14 protein-coding genes and 1 riboswitch are annotated in these 18729 nt (G+C 45.5%); of the genes, 9 read left to right on the forward strand and 5 right to left on the reverse strand.

Annotated elements, in window-relative coordinates; all coding sequences use genetic code 11:
• Positions 1-8: 8 nt before the first annotated feature.
• From OW495_RS17245 to OW495_RS17255, 3 genes are all read right to left on the reverse strand, one after another.
• The gene (locus OW495_RS17245) at positions 9-701 is read right to left on the reverse strand and encodes an iron-sulfur cluster assembly scaffold protein (protein WP_065206889.1); all 693 of its coding nucleotides are present in this window, start codon (positions 699-701) and stop codon (positions 9-11) included.
• Between the two features lie 194 nt (positions 702-895).
• A riboswitch (Fluoride riboswitch) is annotated at positions 896-980 on the reverse strand.
• 155 nt (positions 981-1135) lie between these two features.
• Complete coding sequence (locus OW495_RS17250) at positions 1136-1429, reverse strand: YebG family protein (RefSeq protein WP_004735185.1); 294 nt, start codon at positions 1427-1429, stop codon at positions 1136-1138.
• 88 nt (positions 1430-1517) lie between these two features.
• A complete protein-coding gene (locus OW495_RS17255; protein WP_017110226.1) occupies positions 1518-2414 on the reverse strand; it encodes a LysR family transcriptional regulator in 897 nt (298 codons plus the stop codon).
• Positions 2415-2575: 161 nt separating this feature from the next.
• Here OW495_RS17255 and OW495_RS17260 point away from each other — a divergent pair, with 161 nt between their 5' ends.
• From OW495_RS17260 to recD, 5 genes are all read left to right on the forward strand, one after another.
• Positions 2576-3571: a TDT family transporter gene (locus tag OW495_RS17260; protein ID WP_065104980.1), complete on the forward strand. Its 996-nt coding sequence runs from the start codon at positions 2576-2578 to the stop codon at positions 3569-3571.
• A gap of 127 nt (positions 3572-3698) precedes the next feature.
• Positions 3699-7172, forward strand: a complete 3474-nt coding sequence (recC, locus tag OW495_RS17265; protein WP_289887575.1) for an exodeoxyribonuclease V subunit gamma — start codon at positions 3699-3701, stop codon at positions 7170-7172.
• Positions 7173-7178: 6 nt separating this feature from the next.
• Complete coding sequence (locus OW495_RS17270) at positions 7179-7340, forward strand: hypothetical protein (protein WP_289887576.1); 162 nt, start codon at positions 7179-7181, stop codon at positions 7338-7340.
• Between the two features lie 241 nt (positions 7341-7581).
• Positions 7582-11256: an exodeoxyribonuclease V subunit beta gene (gene recB / locus OW495_RS17275; protein WP_289887577.1), complete on the forward strand. Its 3675-nt coding sequence runs from the start codon at positions 7582-7584 to the stop codon at positions 11254-11256.
• Positions 11256-13481, forward strand: coding sequence for an exodeoxyribonuclease V subunit alpha (gene recD / locus OW495_RS17280; protein WP_289887578.1), 2226 nt, complete (start codon positions 11256-11258; stop codon positions 13479-13481). Before recB ends, recD begins: the two co-directional genes overlap by 1 nt.
• 101 nt (positions 13482-13582) lie before the next feature.
• Here the strand turns inward: recD and OW495_RS17285 are convergent, their stop codons facing one another.
• A complete protein-coding gene (locus OW495_RS17285; RefSeq protein ID WP_008223046.1) occupies positions 13583-13774 on the reverse strand; it encodes a hypothetical protein in 192 nt (63 codons plus the stop codon).
• Between the two features lie 283 nt (positions 13775-14057).
• A complete protein-coding gene (gene argA / locus OW495_RS17290; protein ID WP_017110219.1) occupies positions 14058-15395 on the reverse strand; it encodes an amino-acid N-acetyltransferase in 1338 nt (445 codons plus the stop codon).
• Between the two features lie 163 nt (positions 15396-15558).
• Here argA and OW495_RS17295 point away from each other — a divergent pair, with 163 nt between their 5' ends.
• From OW495_RS17295 to csdE, 4 genes are all read left to right on the forward strand, one after another.
• Entirely contained in the window at positions 15559-16032 is a 474-nt protein-coding gene (locus OW495_RS17295; protein WP_102517859.1) for a DUF2850 domain-containing protein, read from the forward strand.
• An 81-nt stretch (positions 16033-16113) separates the two neighbouring features.
• Positions 16114-17226, forward strand: coding sequence for a murein transglycosylase A (mltA, locus tag OW495_RS17300; RefSeq protein ID WP_017110217.1), 1113 nt, complete (start codon positions 16114-16116; stop codon positions 17224-17226).
• A 113-nt stretch (positions 17227-17339) separates the two neighbouring features.
• On the forward strand, positions 17340-18149 hold the full coding sequence (gene tcdA, locus OW495_RS17305; protein WP_289887579.1) for a tRNA cyclic N6-threonylcarbamoyladenosine(37) synthase TcdA: 810 nt from the start codon (positions 17340-17342) through the stop codon (positions 18147-18149).
• A 37-nt stretch (positions 18150-18186) separates the two neighbouring features.
• Positions 18187-18615, forward strand: coding sequence for a cysteine desulfurase sulfur acceptor subunit CsdE (csdE, locus tag OW495_RS17310; RefSeq protein WP_289887580.1), 429 nt, complete (start codon positions 18187-18189; stop codon positions 18613-18615).
• Positions 18616-18729 lie beyond the last annotated feature (114 nt).

The following is an 18729-nucleotide window of genomic DNA, read 5'->3' on the forward strand; positions in this document are numbered from 1 at the left end:
GGCAAAAATTATTGTTGGCGTGGGTTAATGGTGGTTACGGCTTCATCGAAGCGACCGTAAGTTCCCATAGCAAGGTCTGCTGCTTCATTAGCTGACATACCTTGATTAATCGCCTTCATCATTTTGCCGAGGTTGAGATATTCGTAGCCAATTACTTCGCTATGGTCATCAAGTGCAAGCTTGGTCACGTAACCCTCTGCAAGCTCTAGGTAACGAACGCCTTTCGCTGAGGTTGAATAGCTAGTACCTACTTGGCTACGTTGTGTTTGACCTAGGTCTTCTAATGCAGCGCCAATTTCTAGGCCGCCTTCAGAGAATGCGGATTGAGTTCGACCGTAAACAAATTGCAGAAAGATTTCGCGCATGGCTACGTTAATAGCGTCACACACCAAGTCAGTATTCAGGGCTTCAAGAATGGTTCTTCCTGTGAGGATTTCGGCTGCCATCGCGGCTGATTGAGTCATGCCTGAACAACCAATCGTTTCGATTAGTGCTTCTTCGATGATGCCGTTTTTTACGTTTAGCGTTAGTTTTGCCGCACCTTGTTGTGGTGCACAAGTGCCTACGCCATGGCTTAAGCCAGAAATAGCGATGACATCTTTTGGGCTAACCATAGCGCCTTCAACTGGAATTGGCGCTGAAGTGTGCAGATCACCCCTTTGAATAGGGCACATTGATTGAATTTCTGAAGAGTAGTGCATAATGTTTTCTCACTGTTAGAGCCATTTAAGACCTAGGGCGTTGAGAAAACAGGACGTGTTGGAAGAGGTGCGGCTAATTCACTACAGATCTTGAGTATCGGTAATCCAAAGGTGGCATGAAGCTTGGTCTTAATAGACTAAGTCCATTTCAAAATGGAGGAATAGCGATACATCCAACAGTATTACCTGTTTTCGATTCTGTAGGAGTCATTAGCACTGTTCGAAAAGAACGGGCGGTTGAAGCAAAAGCTTAGGTGGAACCCCATCACCTGATGACTATAGATTAGATCTTTATCACACTTTTGTGCAAGCGAATGTTTAGAGCGATTTCGACTATAAACAAGCTTCATTATATTTCAATAAGTATAAAAAAACGCCAATAACGGACTCTTATTAGAGGCATTATTGACGTTTTTTAGAAAGGTATCAGCTAGTTATGCTGCATCTTCTTCTGCGTCTTCAACAGCTTCAAGTTTCTTTTCTTTTTTCGGAGCTGGTTTGCGCTTAGCACCTAGTGCGTAAAGAACTTCTTCTTTATTCTTCGCTAGGTACATTGCAAGTTCTTCTTGCTTGCCTTCATCTTCAACTAAATCGCTTTTGCTTAACAGTTCAAAAAGCTCATCAGCCATATCCAGCATTTTGTCGTATGCGTCAGCTTCGGCTTTAGAGGTAAAAGTCATTTTCTCTTCTCCGTTGCGTTCGACCACGTACTTGACGATAACAGCCATGGTTAATCCTCTAAGTTTGATAAATTTTACTGGCTTTTTATACAGTTTCTAATGCAAAAAGTCCAGTTGATGACCAAACTATGCGGCTTCAATCTTGATGTGTAGCCCAGTCTTCACAATAACCCATGAAAGATTTCAGCAGCGGGCTTTGATATTTGTCTTTGTGCACCAGCATCCAGAATCGGCGTTTCATGTCGAGCGGGACATCGAGTGCTTTTACTCGGCCGGAATCAATCGCTCGTTGTGCGGCTAACCGTGATAAACAGGCGAGCCCAAGCCCTGCAGAAACCGAATTGATGATGGCCTCGGTGGTGTTGAGTTCAAAGGACTCATACCAATGCTCAATACGAGGTGCGACAGCACGCAGGAAAAACTCGCGAGTTCCTGAGCCTGACTCTCTCAGTATCCAATGGCTGCCTTCTAAATCTTGCAATGCAACTTTGTCTTGAGAAAGGAGAGGGTGTTGATTACTAACGATAATACACATTTCATCGCTACTGAACTGGCTAGAGATCAACTCCGGATGGAGTGTTTTTCCTTCAATTAACGCGATATCCAGTTCATAATCCACCAACTTTTGGCAGATCAGCGCACTGTTTGAAATGAACAAGCTCTGATCTTGATGCTGAGTTAGCTCGCGAAAGCCAGACAGAATAAACGGTGCGACCTGATTACCAATCGTGTCACTCGCGCCAACCTTTAAATTGCCACTTAATGGTTGGTCATCTCGGAACAAGACATCGATACCTGCGGCTCTGTGAAGAATCTCGTCAGCCAAAGGAAGTAGCTTTTGTCCTTCTTGATTGAGAATTAATCGGTTGTTGACCCGGTCAAATAGAGAGTGGCCCAATTGCTTCTCCATTTCGCCCAGCGCCATGCTGACAGCAGCCTTAGACAAAAACAGTGCTTCCGATGCGGCGGTAAGCGTCGAGTGTTGGGTAATGGTGACAAACACTTTGAGTTGTTTGATTGAAATATTAGCCATCAGGTTCCTAGTTTTACGCTGCTGGTGGAAAAGTGTTGTTCAGTATTAGTGAACACTTGTTATATATAATTGGATATTGTTTAACGAAGCGCAAGCGTATTATGGCTTCAACAAGCTGATGAGTTCACAAGTTTAGTGAATTAAGTTTAAGAGAGGCTGACATGATTCAACGTATTAAATATAGATTAACAGGAGCTCCAACACCCATGGCAGGGTTAGCACTCGCAATTGCAAGCTTAGGCTGGTGTTGGGATGGTGTTTTAGTCGCACAAGGTACTTTACACACACCGGGTTTGGTGCAGTGGATCAGTGCAGGCATTGCGGCGGTATTACTTCTTGTTTTAGCTGTGAAATTTTTGATTCATGGCCACTTATTACGTGAAGACCTTGCTCACCCTGTTGTCGGCAGTGTTGTACCCACATTCGCGATGGGTTGTATGGTGGTGTCTGCTTCGTTGGCTCCGATCTCTCAATTCTTACAAGAAGCAGTGTGGCTCGCTTCGGTAGCGTTACATGTCGTGTTCTTGGTGAGCTTCTTATACCACAGAGCTAAAAACTTTGAGATTCACCACATGGTGCCAAGTTGGTTTGTGCCACCAATCGGTATTATCGTGGCAGACGTTTCTTTTTCAGGTAACCCGATCTTAGAACCCGTTGCTCACGCGACTTTAGTTTTTGGCTTATTGGTTTATGCCGTAATGCTACCGCTCATGATCTACCGTTTGATCTTCTCTCATGAAGTGCCTGACGCAGCAAAACCAACCATTGCGATTATGGCGGCACCAGCAAGTCTATCTTTAGCTGGCTACCTAACGGTGACGGCAAATCCTTCGCCAGTGATCATTGGGTTACTCTTTGGCATTGCAGTGTTGATGACGTTTATTATCTACATCGCGTTTTTCAAACTACTTCGTCTGCCATTCAGCCCAGGTTATGCGGCGTTTACATTCCCAATCGTGATTGGTGCAACGGCGCTATTCAAATTGGCTGCTTGGATGCAAACTGTTGGTGTGGAAACTCACTATGTGGATCAAGTCTTCAACCTAGCGTATCTAGAATTGATTGTGGCAACGTTTGTAGTGGGTTATGTGGCGGTTCGTTATTACATGAATTACAAACCTCACCGTGTTCTAAGTGCGGTAGGCAGTAGATTGTAAGAAGCAATAGTTCAAAAGATAAACGGACCTTAAGTTTTCAGTATTTCATAAGCTTATATTCCTAATCCAAACTCGGCACTTATGCTAATCTGGCTTTATATTGTGGCAAGATTAGCGTGAGTGCACTTTGTTTACTGTTTACCATTCCAATAACGTCGATACTTTAAAAATCCTTCTCGTTCACTTAATCAAAAGTGATCCTTTAGCCAACCCTTTCGAAAAAGAGCAGATCTTGGTTCAGAGCCCAGGTATGTCTCAATGGCTTAAGATGGAACTCGCCAAAGAGTTTGGTGTAGCAGCAAATATAGACTTTCCTCTTCCAGCAACCTTCATTTGGGATATGTTTACCCAAGTGCTTCCTGATGTACCTAAACGCAGTGCTTTTAACAAAGAAGCGATGACGTGGAAGTTGATGAGTTTGCTACCGGCTAAGCTTGACCACCCTGATTTCTTACCTCTGCAACGTTATCTTGAAAACGACGAAGATGACTCTAAGTTGTATCAATTAGCCGAGAAAATTGCCGATATCTTCGATGGTTACTTGGTGTATCGGCCTGAATGGATGGCGATGTGGGAAGCGGGAGAGCCCGTTGCTGAGTTGGTCGATGATGAAGGGCAGCAAGCTCACCCTTGGCAACCGATTTTGTGGCAAGCACTCTATGAGCAAACCTTGTCTCAAGGCCAATCAAAATACCACCGTGGGAACTTGTATCACGACTTCATTGAAGCGCTAGCCAAGCAACAAGGCCAATTGCAACATCTGCCTAAACGCTTATTTGTGTTTGGTATTTCTTCGTTGCCTCCTCGTTACATGGATGCATTGAAAGCTCTGGGTGAGCAGGTTGATGTGCATCTGATGTTTACTAACCCAAGTAAGCCTTATTGGGGAGACATCAAAAGCCTCAAAGATTTAGCAAGATTTGAGGCTAAGCAACGTAAAAAGCTCGCTTTGTCTAATAATATGCTCTCATCAGCTGGCTCGTCTTCCTTAATGGAAGGTGGGAAATATGAAGTGCATGATGAACTGCATATTGATAATGCCATTGGAAATAATTTATTAGCTTCGATGGGAAAATTAGGACGAGATAACTTACTTTTGCTCTCTGAGGGAGATACTGAGGAGTATCAATTTTTTATTGATGTAGAGCGAGATGGCTTATTGCATCAAATTCAAAGAGATATCCTTGAATTGGAAGAGCATCGCAATGATGAGGTTTTGGATTCCAGCAACCATAAACAGGTGGTTGAGCTTGGCGATCGCTCGTTAACTGTACACGCTTGTCACAGCCCAATGCGCGAGGTGGAAGTTCTTCATGATCAGTTGTTGGCGATGTTTGATACCGACCCGACCCTGAAACCACGCGATATCATCGTGATGGTGTCTGACATTAATGCTTATAGCCCAGCGATTCAGGCGGTATTTGGTAATGCTCCTGGTGAGCGTTATATCCCTTACTCGATCTCTGATAGAACCGCAGACCAAGAAAGCCCAATTCTGACCGCTTTCATGCAGTTAGTCGCGCTACCGAATACGCGCTGTTTAGCCTCTGAGTTGCTAGAGCTGTTAGAAATTCCTGCGATGATGGCACGCTTTGGTATTGACGAGTTTCAATTCGAGCAAGCTAAGCAATGGGTTGAAGAAGCGGGTATCCGTTGGGGTGTCGATGCTTCAACTGCGACAGAATTTGATCTACCTGCGACCGAGCAAAATACTTGGCTATTCGGCATTCAGCGCATGTTATTAGGATATGCGATGTCGGATTCTGCGGGTTTATTTGAAACTGAACACTCTCCGATTGCCGCTTATAACGAAGTTCAAGGCATTAACGCCGAACTTGCAGGTAAGTTAGCTCACTTTATCGATCGTATTGCCCATTACCGTCAACGCCTGACTGAAACACAATCTATCGATATGTGGCGTGAAACCTTGCTGCAAATGATTGATGATTTCTTTGCTGTTGAACTGGAAGGCGAGGTGGTGCTTAAGTCGATACGTGATGCGCTTTCGCAACTGAATGAACAGCTTGATGATGCCTTGTATGAACAAGAGTTGTCGCCAAGTATTATCTACCAGTACCTCAATAATAAGTTATCTGGCGCGCGTATTAGCCAGCGATTCTTAGCTGGCCAAGTTAACTTTTGTACCTTGATGCCGATGCGTTCTATTCCGTTCAAAACCGTCTGTTTGTTAGGTATGAATGATGGTGTTTACCCTCGCTCAATGCCGCCAGAAGGTTTTGATCTAATGAACGGACGCACACGGGCGGGCGATCGTTCTCGTCGTGATGATGACCGCTATCTATTCTTAGAGGCGATGCTGTCGGCGCAAGAATGCTTGTACATCAGCTATGTCGGCCGTTCGATTCAAGATAATACTGAGCGAGTGCCGTCGGTATTGGTTTCAGAGTTGATTGAATACTGCCAACAGAACTATTGTTTGAGTGACGACCAAGCCTTACCAAGTGATGATTCAGGCATCAACCTGACTCAAGCGATCAGCTTTGAACACACCATGACACCGTTTAGCCCAGCAGCCTTTACTCAAGGTGATGCAAGCCATGTGTTGAGTTACGCCAAAGAGTGGCTTCCAGCGGCTAACCGTTCCGGTGAACGCAGTGGTGAATTCAATCGTGCATTGGATGACTATTTGTTGGGTGCGACGTACCCGTTAGAACTCGATTTGGTTGAGTTACAGCGTTTTTGGCGTTTGCCAGTGCAGTACTTCTTTAATCGTCGTCTAAAAGTGGTATTTGAGCCGCCACTTCCTGTGATGGAAGACGATGAGCCATTTGTACTTAATGGTTTAGAGAGTTTCCAACTTAAGGATGCTTTGCTGCAAGTGTTACTGGACCACCCTGAAGGCGCAGACGAAGCGGTTCGATTGTTTGTCTCTGAACAAAAAGCACAGGGCCGATTACCGGTTGGCGCCTTTGGTGATATCGAATTTGAAACCAACCGTGTTCAAGCGGAAGACTTAGCTAAAGAGATTCGATTTGTGAGCGGATCACCGCAACAAGATCTCGAAGTGAATATCGAATTTGATGTGTTAGGCGAAGGCAAACCTGTTCACTTGATGGGTTGGTTAACTCAAAACTATCAATCGGGTCTAGTGCGTTTCCGCAGCGGTAAAATACGCTCTCAAGATTATTTGGCAGCGTGGATTGATCATCTATGTTGTGCAGTCATGGGACACGGAAAAACGACCCATATTATTGGCTACGACAGAAAAGAGGGCGTGGTTCACCAAACGCTACAACCTATCGGCGATGCGCAGCAGGCGAAGAGTTTGCTAGCTGAGTTAGTCCGACTGTTTTACCAAGGCATGACTGCACCATTGCCTTATTTCCCGAAAACCGCATTGGCTGGTGTTGAAGCGGGCTTTAGCCGTGGTAAGTGGGTCGATGACGAAGAAAAGTCGCTCAAGAAAATGGCCGATACTTTTAATGATAGCTTCGCTTTCACGGGCGAGGGCCGAGATACCTATATCTCACGTATTTGGTCTAATTGGGACGATGAACTGGCTACTGAGTCGCGTATGTATTCAACGCTTGTGTTACAGGCGGCAAGGTTGGCTGCAGCCGATCTAGAAGATCAGGAGTAAGTAGTTGTGATCGACAAGATCAATAGCGTGCGCGCTGAATTAATGAAAAACGAAAGAGAGTCGCTGGTCAGCATTTGGGATGCCTGCTTTCCAGGTGAAGGGAATCAAGGTGAAGAAAAGCAAGGTACAGGAAATAAAGTGGCCGCCAGTAAATCATTATTAGTGTAGGGCGTTCGCTGTACGGCCACAGGTCAGAGGGACCATTATTCTGTGGTTCAAAGTAACGCAGTAAAGTACAAAACTCGTACGCGCTCCTGAACTCGTGGGCGCATAGTAGCGAGGCGATCTGAATTGATCCGTGAGAGAGATCGCACTAACTATTAACAAATTAGCGTAGGACGTAAATTGAATGACGTTTTCCACGCTAGGTCACATTTGTAACAACACATTTATCAGAAGGCAGTAAGGCATGACGACCACAAGCAGTGTTCAGGTAATCGCTCCACAGACACTCGATACCATGACGTTTCCACTTCATGGCGCGCGTTTAATTGAAGCATCAGCGGGTACGGGTAAAACATTTACCATCGCTGGCTTGTACTTGCGCCTACTGCTCGGGCACGGCACGGCCGCTCCACAAGGTGATCTGACTGAAGCCACTCGACACCATGAGCCGCTAACCGTAGACCAAATCTTGGTTGTGACCTTTACTGAAGCGGCAACGGCAGAGCTACGTGATCGTATTCGTGCTCGAATCCATGATGCACGCATTGCGTTTGCACGTGGGCAAAGTGACGACCCAGTGATTGCTCCTCTGTTACAAGCCATCGATGATCATACTGGTGCTGCGAAAACCCTACTCAATGCCGAAAGACAAATGGATGAGGCCGCGGTCTACACCATTCACGGTTTCTGTCAGCGAATGTTGACTCAAAATGCCTTCGAGTCTGGAAGCCGCTTTGACAATGAATTTGTGACCGATGAAAGCCATCTGAAAGCACAAGTGGTTGCCGACTATTGGCGTAAACAGTTCTACCCGCTGCCAATTCAATTAGCAGGTGAGGTTCGTAATATTTGGGGCTCTCCCGCTTCATTATTAGCTGATGTCAATCGCTACCTGACAGGGTCTCCATTAAAGCTAACCGTCGAAGCAATGTCGGGTGACTTACAAACACTGCACAATCAAAACCTAGATAAAGTGAAGCAACTTAAAGCGCTGTGGTGTGAATCTGAAGCGGACTTTTTGGCTTTGATTTCAGGTTCAGATGTCAACAAGCGCAGCTACACCAAGAAGTCTTTGCCGACTTGGTTAGAAGCCGTCACAGCATGGGCGCAGAGCGACACTCATGATTACCAGTTTCCAGATAAACTAGAGAAGTTCTCTCAAGCCACGTTAATTGAAAAAACACCGAAAGGCACTGCACCTCAGCACGCCGTTTTCGAAGCGATTGAGGAGTTCTTAAATTCTCCTGCAGACCTGAAAGCCCCCTTGTTGGCACATGCGATTACTCATTGTCGAACCATGTTAGCCAAAGCTAAACAACAAAAGCAGTGGTTATCGTTTGATGATTTGCTGACTCAGTTATCCGCGTCCATTGATGTGGATGAGCAATCACTGCTGGTGGAGAGGATCCGCACCTTATACCCAGTGGCGATGATTGATGAATTCCAAGATACCGATCCGCTGCAATACAGTATTTTTAGTCGAATCTATTTAGACAATCCGCAATGTGGCCTGTTTATGATCGGTGACCCTAAGCAGGCTATCTATGGTTTCCGCGGTGCAGATATCTTTACTTATATCAAGGCAAGAAACCAAGTTAGTGCTCACTACACGTTAGGCACCAACTGGCGTTCGAGTGCTGATATGGTCAGCGCAGTAAACCAAGTGTTTATGAATTCGGATAGCCCGTTTATCTACGACCAAGACATTCCATTTTTGTCCGTAGCAGCCAGCCCATCGGCCGACAAACGCCAATGGGTGATGAATGGTGAAACTCAGCACGCGCTCACCTTTTGGCTGCAAGAGGCGGAAGACAAGCCCTTACCGAAAGGCGAATATCACAAGGCAATGGCCGAGGCGACGGCGAGTCAAATTCAAGCCATTCTGACCGCTTCTCAAAACCAGCAAGCCTATTTTGATAACGGTAACAAACAACATGCCGTGAATGCGGGTGATATTGCTGTCTTGGTTAGAACCGGTAGTGAAGGTCGTCTGATCAAGAACGCGCTGTCTGAGCAAGGCATTGCGAGCGTGTACTTATCTAACCGAGACAGTGTATTCACCAGTTTGGTCGCGCAAGATATTCAACGCCTGTTACAAGCGGTGTTGACGCCTGAAAACGACCGTGCATTGCGCGCTAGTTTGGCGTCGGAATTATTTGCTCTGGATGCCGCATCATTGGATGAACTCAACAACGATGAAGTGGTTTGGGAAAACGTCGTTAACGAATTCCGAGAATATCGTAAGTTGTGGCTACAGCGTGGCGTACTACCAATGCTGCGCAGCGTGATCAGTAAACGACATCTCGCGGAACGCTTACTAGAAGAAGAAAATGGTGAGCGCTCACTCACTGATTTAATGCACATTGGCGAATTGTTACAACAAGCTAGGCAAGAACTCGACAGCGACTATGGCTTGTTACGTTGGCTAGCTGAAGCGATATCAGATGCGCAAAATGGTTTAGGCGGCAGTGAAGACGACATTCAACGCCTTGAATCAGAGAGAAACTTAGTTCAAATCGTTACCATTCATAAATCGAAAGGTTTGGAATATGACCTAGTATTCCTGCCGTTCGTGGCGAGTTATCGTGAAGCGAGTGAAGGTAAGTTCTACGACCATGAATCAGATACCACAGTGCTTGATATTACGGGTAGCGACAGTGCCTTAGCGCAAGCCGACAAAGAGCGATTGGCGGAAGACTTACGTTTGATTTACGTGGCGCTTACTCGTGCCGTTTACGGTTGTTTCATTGGTATGGCACCGCTACGTAAAGGGCGTTCAACCAAAGAGCCGACCGGCGTTCACTTAAGTGCCATGGGCTACTTGGTTCAAAATGGACAAGAGCAAGGCATTGCCGAGTTGAATCTAGCTCTAGCGGCAATTGAAGGCAAAAATTCAAGTGTGTTGTTAGCCGAAACCCCAACCGCTCATGAGCAAGTGTTTGTACAAACAGAACAAGTGAGTGAAGACTTACAGGCCAGTGAACTGAAGGCTTCAATAGACCGAGCTTGGCGAATTACCAGTTACTCGGGACTTGTAAAACAAGGCAGTCACGGCGCAAGTCATGATGCCACGATTGAGGTGTCTGGCTTCGATATTGATTCGGCTGATGAACACGATGAGTCGGAATTGATTGAACCTGAACGTTCTATATTCACGTTCCCTCGCGGCGCTCGCCCGGGTACCTTCTTACACACCTTGTTTGAGGATGTTGAATTTACCGAGCCAGCAACCAGCGAACATAACACGCAAGTAATCACTCACTTATTAGAGTCGGAGCAATACGAACTAGAGTGGTTACCTGTGCTTCAACAACTGGTCGATACGGTGCTGAACACCGCGCTGGATGGTAAGAACTTAAAGCTAAGCGAGAAAGACTCAACGCAACGCTTAGTTGAGATGGAATTCTTACTACCGATCGAAGTGCTTGCCGCATCGGAATTGAATCAAACCATTCAATATCATGACCCGTTGTCGGCTAAAGCGGGCGACCTAGGTTTCCAAACCGTGCAAGGCATGTTGAAAGGCTTCATCGATTTGGTGTTCGAACATCAAGGTAAATACTATGTACTCGATTGGAAATCGAACCATTTAGGTGATGACGTTGCCGTCTACCATGGTGAAGCACTGAAATCGGCGATGGCTGATCACCGCTACGATCTGCAATATCAAATCTATGCGTTGGCATTGCACCGCTTCTTACGCAGCCGCGTTGCGGATTACAGCTATGAGCAGCATTTTGGTGGGGTTTATTACTTGTTTTTAAGAGGAATGGACGGCCAATCTCAACAAGGTATTTTCTCGGCTAAACCTACATTGGCTTTGCTCGATGAAATGGATCAATTGATTGACGGCAAAGTGATAGACAGACGTTCAGCACAATTGAATGACAATGAAACTGGACAGATGGGGCTTCTATAATGACAACGACCACCACTAATACCAGCACAGAGACCGTGAACTCAGTTAAGCCTGTTTCCCTGCTCCCTGATCAGCTTCTGGACGTACTAAAGTTCCTCGCTGATAAGGGCTCAATTCGCCAGCTGGATTATCAGTTTGCCCGTTTTATTGCTCAGCAAGCGACGAGTCATTCTCAAGAGGTAGGGTTTCTAGCTGGCGTTGTAAGCCATGAATTAGGCAAGGGGCATATTTGTACTCAGCTTATACAAGCTCAAACGGCTGGCCCTGAACTAACGACAGATCTTGGCCAGTTGCTTGGTTTGTACGGTGAAACGGCACTGCAATTGAATCAAAAACTGTTGGGTATTGATTGGGTGACTGTTCTGCAATCATCTAACCTAGTTGGAACAACGAATGACTGCGTTAAGCCGCTAATGTTTGATGGACAACGTGTCTACTTACAGCGTTATTGGAACTACGAAGTTGTGTTGGCTGAAACTCTAAACCGTTTAAGTAAGCCAGTAGAGTTCAATATTGAGCAGAAAAAAGCACTGACTGAAACGCTCAATCAGCTTTTTGCACGTAGTCATCACTTCCTGTTTAATGCCTTAGCCAAGGCTGAAGCAAACCAACAAACCTCTCAGGTATTACGTCAGCAGTTAGTGTGTGACCATCTAGATATTGTCGACGAACAGGCTTTGGATTGGGGTTCTATCGATCAAGTGATTGTTCAAGCCAAACAAGTGACTGATTTAGATGTGCTGGATAGTCTAGTGCCACTATCTGTCTGTTTGAACTGGCAAAAAGTAGCGGCAGCGGTGGCGTTAAGTCGTCGCTTTGCGGTTATTTCTGGTGGGCCGGGTACCGGTAAAACAACCACGGTAACCAAATTACTGTCGGCGATGGTCGAGCAATCACTCAGCCAAGATAAAATACCGACGATCAAGCTGGTGGCTCCGACAGGTAAAGCGGCGGCGCGTTTAACTGAGTCGATTGGTAAAGCGATTGAACAACTACCTCTGGTGCCTGAAGTAAAGGCCAACATACCAACAGAATCGAGCACTTTGCACAGACTGCTCGGCGCTATTCCTAATCGAGCTGAGTTTAGACACAACCGACGCAATCCACTTCACCTTGATATCTTGGTGGTGGATGAAGCATCAATGGTCGATCTGTCGATGATGTATAAGCTGGTGGATGCGCTTCCTGAGCATGCAAGGCTTATCTTGCTTGGCGATAAAGATCAACTCGCTTCTGTTGAGGCGGGTGCGGTGTTAGGTGATATCTGTTCATTCAATTCTGCCGGTTACAGCAGCGCGCAAGGTAACTTGATTGCGGAAATGACAGGCTTTGATGCGATAGCTAAACCAAGGCAGGTCAAAGCTGGATCGGTTAACCCTCCTGCGATTGCAGATAGCTTGTGTATGCTGCAGAAGAGTTACCGTTTTGATGCGCGTTCAGGTATCGGCCAACTGGCAAAAGCGATCAATAACGGCTCTGCTAATCAGGTTGATCAAGTGTTTGCGAAAGGGTTTGCGGATATCGAAAATCATCCCCTGTCGAGTGACAGCTATAACTTGATGCTGCGAACTTTGGTTAATGAGTATGGTGCGTATCTCAACAGAATGAATGTGCCGCTAGAAGAATTAGAAACTCAAGAAGCGAGAGCGAAATCGGTTCTCGATTTGTTCAGCCAGTGTCGATTGCTGTGTTCCATTCGTGAAGGTGACTTTGGTGTTAAAGGCCTCAACCACAGAATCGAAAGGGCACTTGCCGCAAGACGCTTGGTGAATCCGCACAATGATGAACTCTGGTATCACGGGCGACCAGTAATGGTAACACGCAATGATCATGGCTTGGGCTTATACAATGGTGATATTGGTATCTGTATGCTTGAGGCTGATGCAAGTCGCTCTTCTGCAACTGACGATAACTCAGCCCCTCGATTGAAGGTGTACTTTGAATTGCCCGATGGCAGTGTAAAAGCCGTACTACCAAGTCGAGTGCCTGATCATGAAACCGCGTATGCGATGACGATACACAAATCTCAGGGCAGCGAATTTGATCTGACCTTGATGATCTTACCGCCAGATTTCAGCCCAATTCTAACGCGAGAACTTATCTATACGGGGATTACACGTGCTAAGAAACGACTGATGATGTTCAGTGATACGAATGTGTTGAAGCGTGGTATTAAGGTCAAAACAGAGCGAGTCAGTGGTTTAGGAAGTCGCTTAACCAGCTAACAGTCAGTAGTTTTAGCGAAGGTGTTTCTGGAAGTAAAACTACGAAATGGCAGGGTAAATCGTATACACAAAGCAACCATCCCTGGTTGCTTTGAACGTTATTAGGAATCCGTGCCTAAAAACGCTCGAGTAAACGATATATGGTTTATCTTGTACTTTGCTTGGCAATTCAAAATAAACTCTTTTAGGTTCTCGCTCACAGGGAACACGCAGTGTACGTCTAGCCCTTCTAAGAATTGGTTATCAGCCATATCCCAAAAACTTTGCAGCGAGTTACAAACAATGGTTCTCATATCAATGTTGCTCTTTTTGCTGTTTATACTAACGAGCAGAGCTACTGCTAGCGTGCTGACCGTTAACGGGTATAGCAATCCGTGCAGTTACCATCTCAATGAGTTCGATACGACTATCGAGATGGCAATTCCTATAAAAACATTTGTTAATATTATTAAAGCGCTTAAATTCTATACAATAATCCGTGTGAGTGAAAGTGCATATTTGATAAAACCTATACAGTAAACGATTACATTTGCAATTAATTTACGATCAAAGTGAGATTTTAGTCCAAAACTTTATTTACACGTTCAACGCTAAGATCTTCGAGTTTCTTTGGTAGTTGTATAGCCCCTGTTTTTCCATTGGCAATTCATCAACACCTATCTCGTAAAACCCCTGTTCGCGGAACCAATGAAGGCTGTGTGTGGTAAGAACAAATATTTGGTCGATGTCACGCGACTTGGATTGATGACGCATGTAATCCAGCAGTAATTGCCCACGGTTTCCATCGCGGTAGTCAGGGTGGATAGCAACACAGGCCATCTCTGCCATGTGATCTTCCGGGTAAGCGTATAGTGCAGCGCAACCAATAATCAGACCGTCTTTTTCGATAATGGTAAAACGATGCACTTCTTGTTCTAGCTGCTCTCTTGAGCGACGAACGAGAATACCTTGTTCTTCAAGAGGGCGAATTAGGTCAAAGATACCACCGATGTCATCGATCTGAGCTTGTCTGACTTGCTCAGCACTCGCCATGACCACTTGGGTTCCAATACCGTCGAAAGAGAACAGCTCTTGGATTAATGCGCCATCCACTTTGTAGCTGATTAAGTGACAGCGAGGTACACCAGCACGACAAGCAGAGATTGCACCTTTCAAGAATCGAAGTGTTCCTGTACTCATGTCTTCAGCTGGGTTTTGAGATTGAGTTAAACGTTCTAGAATTTGTTTTGCGTCTTTAGGGAAAAGTTCGGCGAGTACATTGCCGTTTTGATCCGTTACCCCTTGCTCCGAGCAAAAGCCAATCAACTTATCGGCCTTTAAACGAATGGCCACTTGAGTTGCGACCTCTTCAGAAAGCAGGTTAAAGCTTTCGCCTGTTACCGAGCTGGCAATAGGGCCAAGTAGGACGATGGAGCCTTGGGCGAGTGTACGATTGATCCCTTCAATATCAATTCGACGAATACGCCCGCTGTGACAGTAATCTGTACCATCATCGACACCTAGCGGTTGAGCAGTAATAAAATTGCCACTCATAACATTCAGTTGAGTACCCGCCATTGGGGTGTTGTTCAGGCTCATTGAGAGTCGAGCTGTGATGGCGAGTTGTAATTGGCCTGCAGCCTGCATCGCAACACCCAGAGAATACTCATCGGTGACCCTAATATTCTTGTGATAAGGCGTATGGCAATCTTGCTTTGCTAACAGTTGGTTGATCTGCGGTCTTGCCCCATGAACAAGAACAATCTTGACCCCAAGGCTGTGGAGTAAGGCAATATCACTAATAATGTTACCAAAGTTTCTATCGGCAACGGCTTCGCCTCCCAGCATAATTACCATGGTTTTGCCACGGTGAGCATTTACGTAAGGGGTTGATTGTCTGAAACCTTTTACTAGCGCTGTACTTCTTAATTTCACAGAACAAGTCCATTTATGTTTATTTATTCGTTAATTTAGCATTTAAATTCAAAACTAAACAACACATTTTTTGGAATAAAGCGCAAACTATTCTCATCTAGGGTTCATTATATAAACTGTCTCAGTGTAGAATGCGCATAGCATCTTTATGAGTAGTTACCGAATGCAACAAGCTCCAGCAAGAAAGAACAAGATCGATGAGATAACTAAAGGCCTCTACAGTGAAGCTGAGCAACGCAACCAATCTAAATTGAAGCGTAAGATCATTGAACGCAGCTTAATGGCATTAGCGTTGGTCGGTACGTTTGCGGTGGTGTCTCTTTTTAGTGATGTTATTAATCGAGTGCAAGATGCAGCAACACCCGATCACTTGCTTTATGGCACCTGGGTTGAACAAGATGTTGCTCATTATGCGACAGATGAATTTGTGCTAAATGACAACGGTGTTTCAGTCGGTGGTTCAGTCATTTCGACTAACTTTGAGTTCGATGGCAATTATTTTGAATATAAGGCGGGGGATAAAACGTATCGCTTCCGCATGACCAAAGCTGATCATACAGAAATGGTGCTCGATTCAGATGGGCACTACAACCCAGTATTTCGCCTCAAAGGCTATATCGATAATTCCGTTCGATAGGTTATCTTACTGTAAACTCTTACAATCTAAGATTGTGTTATCTGACCGTTTTTGTCATCCTCGATGCATAGAATTTTTAGGATGACTCTTGTGATTAAAAAATGGCTTCCCCTTGTTGCCGCCTCTTTACTATTTGGCTGTGCTCAACCAACCGATCGTGCTCAACAACACCTTGATGATGAATTTCCCCGCACCTTAAATAAGGTCGATCAGGTTGAATCTAACAAACCAAGAGACTACACCGCATTTTCAGAACAAGCTGAGATGGTGGTTTCTAAATCCCCTTCGATGGCAAAAATCTATGAACCGCTTTATCAGCAACTTAATGAGTGGGCGATGCAAAGTGGTGATCCGAGCGAGCTAGCCAACTTCGGTGTTCAAACCGCTCAACTTGGTGGTGGTGATAAGCAAGGCAATGTTTTGTTCACGGGCTACTTTTCTCCTGTGATGGAACTGCGCCATGAAGCGAATGAAGAATACCGATTCCCTGTTTATGGACTTCCTGATTGTGATAAAGATTGTCCTACTCGCGAAGAGATCTACAACGGTGCATTAGAAGGCCAAGGCTTGGAGTTAGGTTACGCAGCAAACCGTATCGACCCGTTTATGATGGAAGTGCAGGGCAGTGGCTTTGTCCATTTTGGTGACGACGATACACTTAAATATTTCGCGTATGCGGGGAAGAATAACAAAGCTTACGTGAGCATTGGCCGTGTATTGATTGATCGAGGCTTAGTTCCACGCGAAAAAATGTCATTAAAAGCCATTAAAGAGTGGGTGTTGGCTAATGAGCCTTCAGTGGTAAAAGAGCTGCTTGAGCAAAACCCTTCTTTTGTTTTCTTTACTTCTAGGGAAGATTTATCGGTAATGGGCAGCGCAGGCATTCCATTGTTGCCAATGGCGGCGGTTGCAGGTGATCGTTCTATTCTCCCGATGGGCACACCTATCCTTGCTGAGGTTCCCTTACTGAATGCTGATGGTACTTGGAGCGGCGCGCACCAACTAAGACTGCTATTGGTTTTGGATACCGGTGGTGCGGTTAAGCAGAACCACTTAGACCTCTACCACGGTATGGGACCAAGAGCGGGTACTGAAGCGGGTCATTACAAGCATTTTGGTCGAGTGTGGAAGCTGGGTCTAGATGGCAGCGCAACCGAAGCGCCTTGGGCTTTGCCTCCTGAGAAGGTTGAGTAAACGGCAATAAAATAGGGCATTGAAAGCGAATCGCTAATCCCCTAGACTTTTTATTCAAGAGTGCGTATAAAACGCACTCTTTTCTTTTTCTCAGAAATAAATTGGCGGCAACAATGCGTGAATTGACCACTCCAGCTTCAGAAAACTATGACCAACGATTTGGTGGCACTCGTCGCCTGTATGGCAATAGTGAAGTCGATATACTTAGAGCCGCACACGTGTGTGTTATCGGTATTGGTGGCGTGGGTTCATGGGCTGTTGAAGCGCTTGCTCGTACTGGTTTAGGTGAGCTGACGTTGATCGATATGGATGACGTGTGCGTGACTAACATCAACCGTCAAATCCACGCTATGTCGGGTACGGTTGGCAAGAGCAAAATCGAAGTGATGGCAGAGCGCGTTAAGCTGATTAACCCTGAGTGTAAAGTGAGCCTGATTGATGACTTTATTGGTCCTGAGAATCAGGCTGAATACCTATCGAAAGAGTTTGATTTTGTTCTAGATGCGATTGATAGCATGAAAGCTAAGGCTTCGCTGTTGGCGTATTGTCGTAGCAACAAAATCAAAGTGATCACCACGGGTGGTGCGGGTGGGCAAGTCGACCCGACTCAAATCAAAGTGGCTGATCTGACTAAGACGATTCAAGATCCGCTCGCGAAGAAATTGAAAGACACATTACGTCGTCATCATAATTTCCCTAAGAACCCTGCACGTAAGTTTGGCATCGATTGTGTGTTCTCTACTGAGCAACTTAAATACCCTCAAGCTGACGGCAGTGTATGTGCTGCGAAAGCAACAGCAGAAGGTCCAAAGCGTATGGATTGTGCGACGGGTTTTGGTGCGGCAACGGTTGTCACGGCTACGTTTGGTTTTGTGGCGGTTTCACGTATCGTAGAAAAGATCGTTCAAAAGCATACTAAGTAACGTCTTCTATTCAATTAATAATCGACTGGATATTAAAATGACCACACTCCCAAGCTCTCCATTCGGCACTGAAATTACCAGTGATGATATTGTCGCGAAGATGCAGACATTCAGCGGCTGGGAAGACCGTTATCGCCAAGTGATTCAATGGGGTAAGAAACTGCCAACTATGCCTGATGAATTGAAAAGTGATCAGGTTGTGGTTTCTGGTTGCGAAAGCCAAGTGTGGTTGGTTTCTCAAAGTATCGACGGTGTTTGGTACTTTTGTGCTGATTCGGATGCGCGTATCGTGCGCGGTCTGATTGCATTAGTAATGGCTGCGTATGACGGTAAAACATCAGAGCAGATTCAAGCGTTCGATATCGATGGATACTTTGAACAAATCGGTTTAATTACCCATCTAAGCCCATCTCGCGGCAATGGATTAAAGGCGATTGTTGCTCAAATCCAAGAGCTAAGTGCGTAACATTTCTTAGATACACAGAAACAAAAAGGGTTGACGCTAAACGCCAACCCTACATAATTTCGCTACTCGCTACTCGCTACTCGCTACTCGCTACTCGCTACTCGCTACTCGCTA

This window comes from Vibrio sp. 14N.309.X.WAT.E.F5 (assembly GCF_030397615.1).
GTDB lineage: Bacteria > Pseudomonadota > Gammaproteobacteria > Enterobacterales > Vibrionaceae > Vibrio > Vibrio lentus.

Bases quoted from the DNA above. Each gene is read 5' to 3' on its own strand.
- recB (WP_289887577.1), top strand. From the start codon at position 7,582: ATGACGACCACAAGCAGTGTTCAGGTAATCGCTCCACAGACACTCGAT.
- OW495_RS17250 (WP_004735185.1), bottom strand. From the start codon at position 1,429: ATGGCTGTTATCGTCAAGTACGTGGTCGAACGCAACGGAGAAGAGAAA.
- OW495_RS17285 (WP_008223046.1), bottom strand. From the start codon at position 13,774: ATGAGAACCATTGTTTGTAACTCGCTGCAAAGTTTTTGGGATATGGCT.
- OW495_RS17255 (WP_017110226.1), bottom strand. From the start codon at position 2,414: ATGGCTAATATTTCAATCAAACAACTCAAAGTGTTTGTCACCATTACC.
- OW495_RS17295 (WP_102517859.1), top strand. From the start codon at position 15,559: ATGCAACAAGCTCCAGCAAGAAAGAACAAGATCGATGAGATAACTAAA.
- OW495_RS17245 (WP_065206889.1), bottom strand. From the start codon at position 701: ATGCACTACTCTTCAGAAATTCAATCAATGTGCCCTATTCAAAGGGGT.
- mltA (WP_017110217.1), top strand. From the start codon at position 16,114: ATGACTCTTGTGATTAAAAAATGGCTTCCCCTTGTTGCCGCCTCTTTA.
- csdE (WP_289887580.1), top strand. From the start codon at position 18,187: ATGACCACACTCCCAAGCTCTCCATTCGGCACTGAAATTACCAGTGAT.
- tcdA (WP_289887579.1), top strand. From the start codon at position 17,340: ATGCGTGAATTGACCACTCCAGCTTCAGAAAACTATGACCAACGATTT.
- recD (WP_289887578.1), top strand. From the start codon at position 11,256: ATGACAACGACCACCACTAATACCAGCACAGAGACCGTGAACTCAGTT.
- OW495_RS17260 (WP_065104980.1), top strand. From the start codon at position 2,576: ATGATTCAACGTATTAAATATAGATTAACAGGAGCTCCAACACCCATG.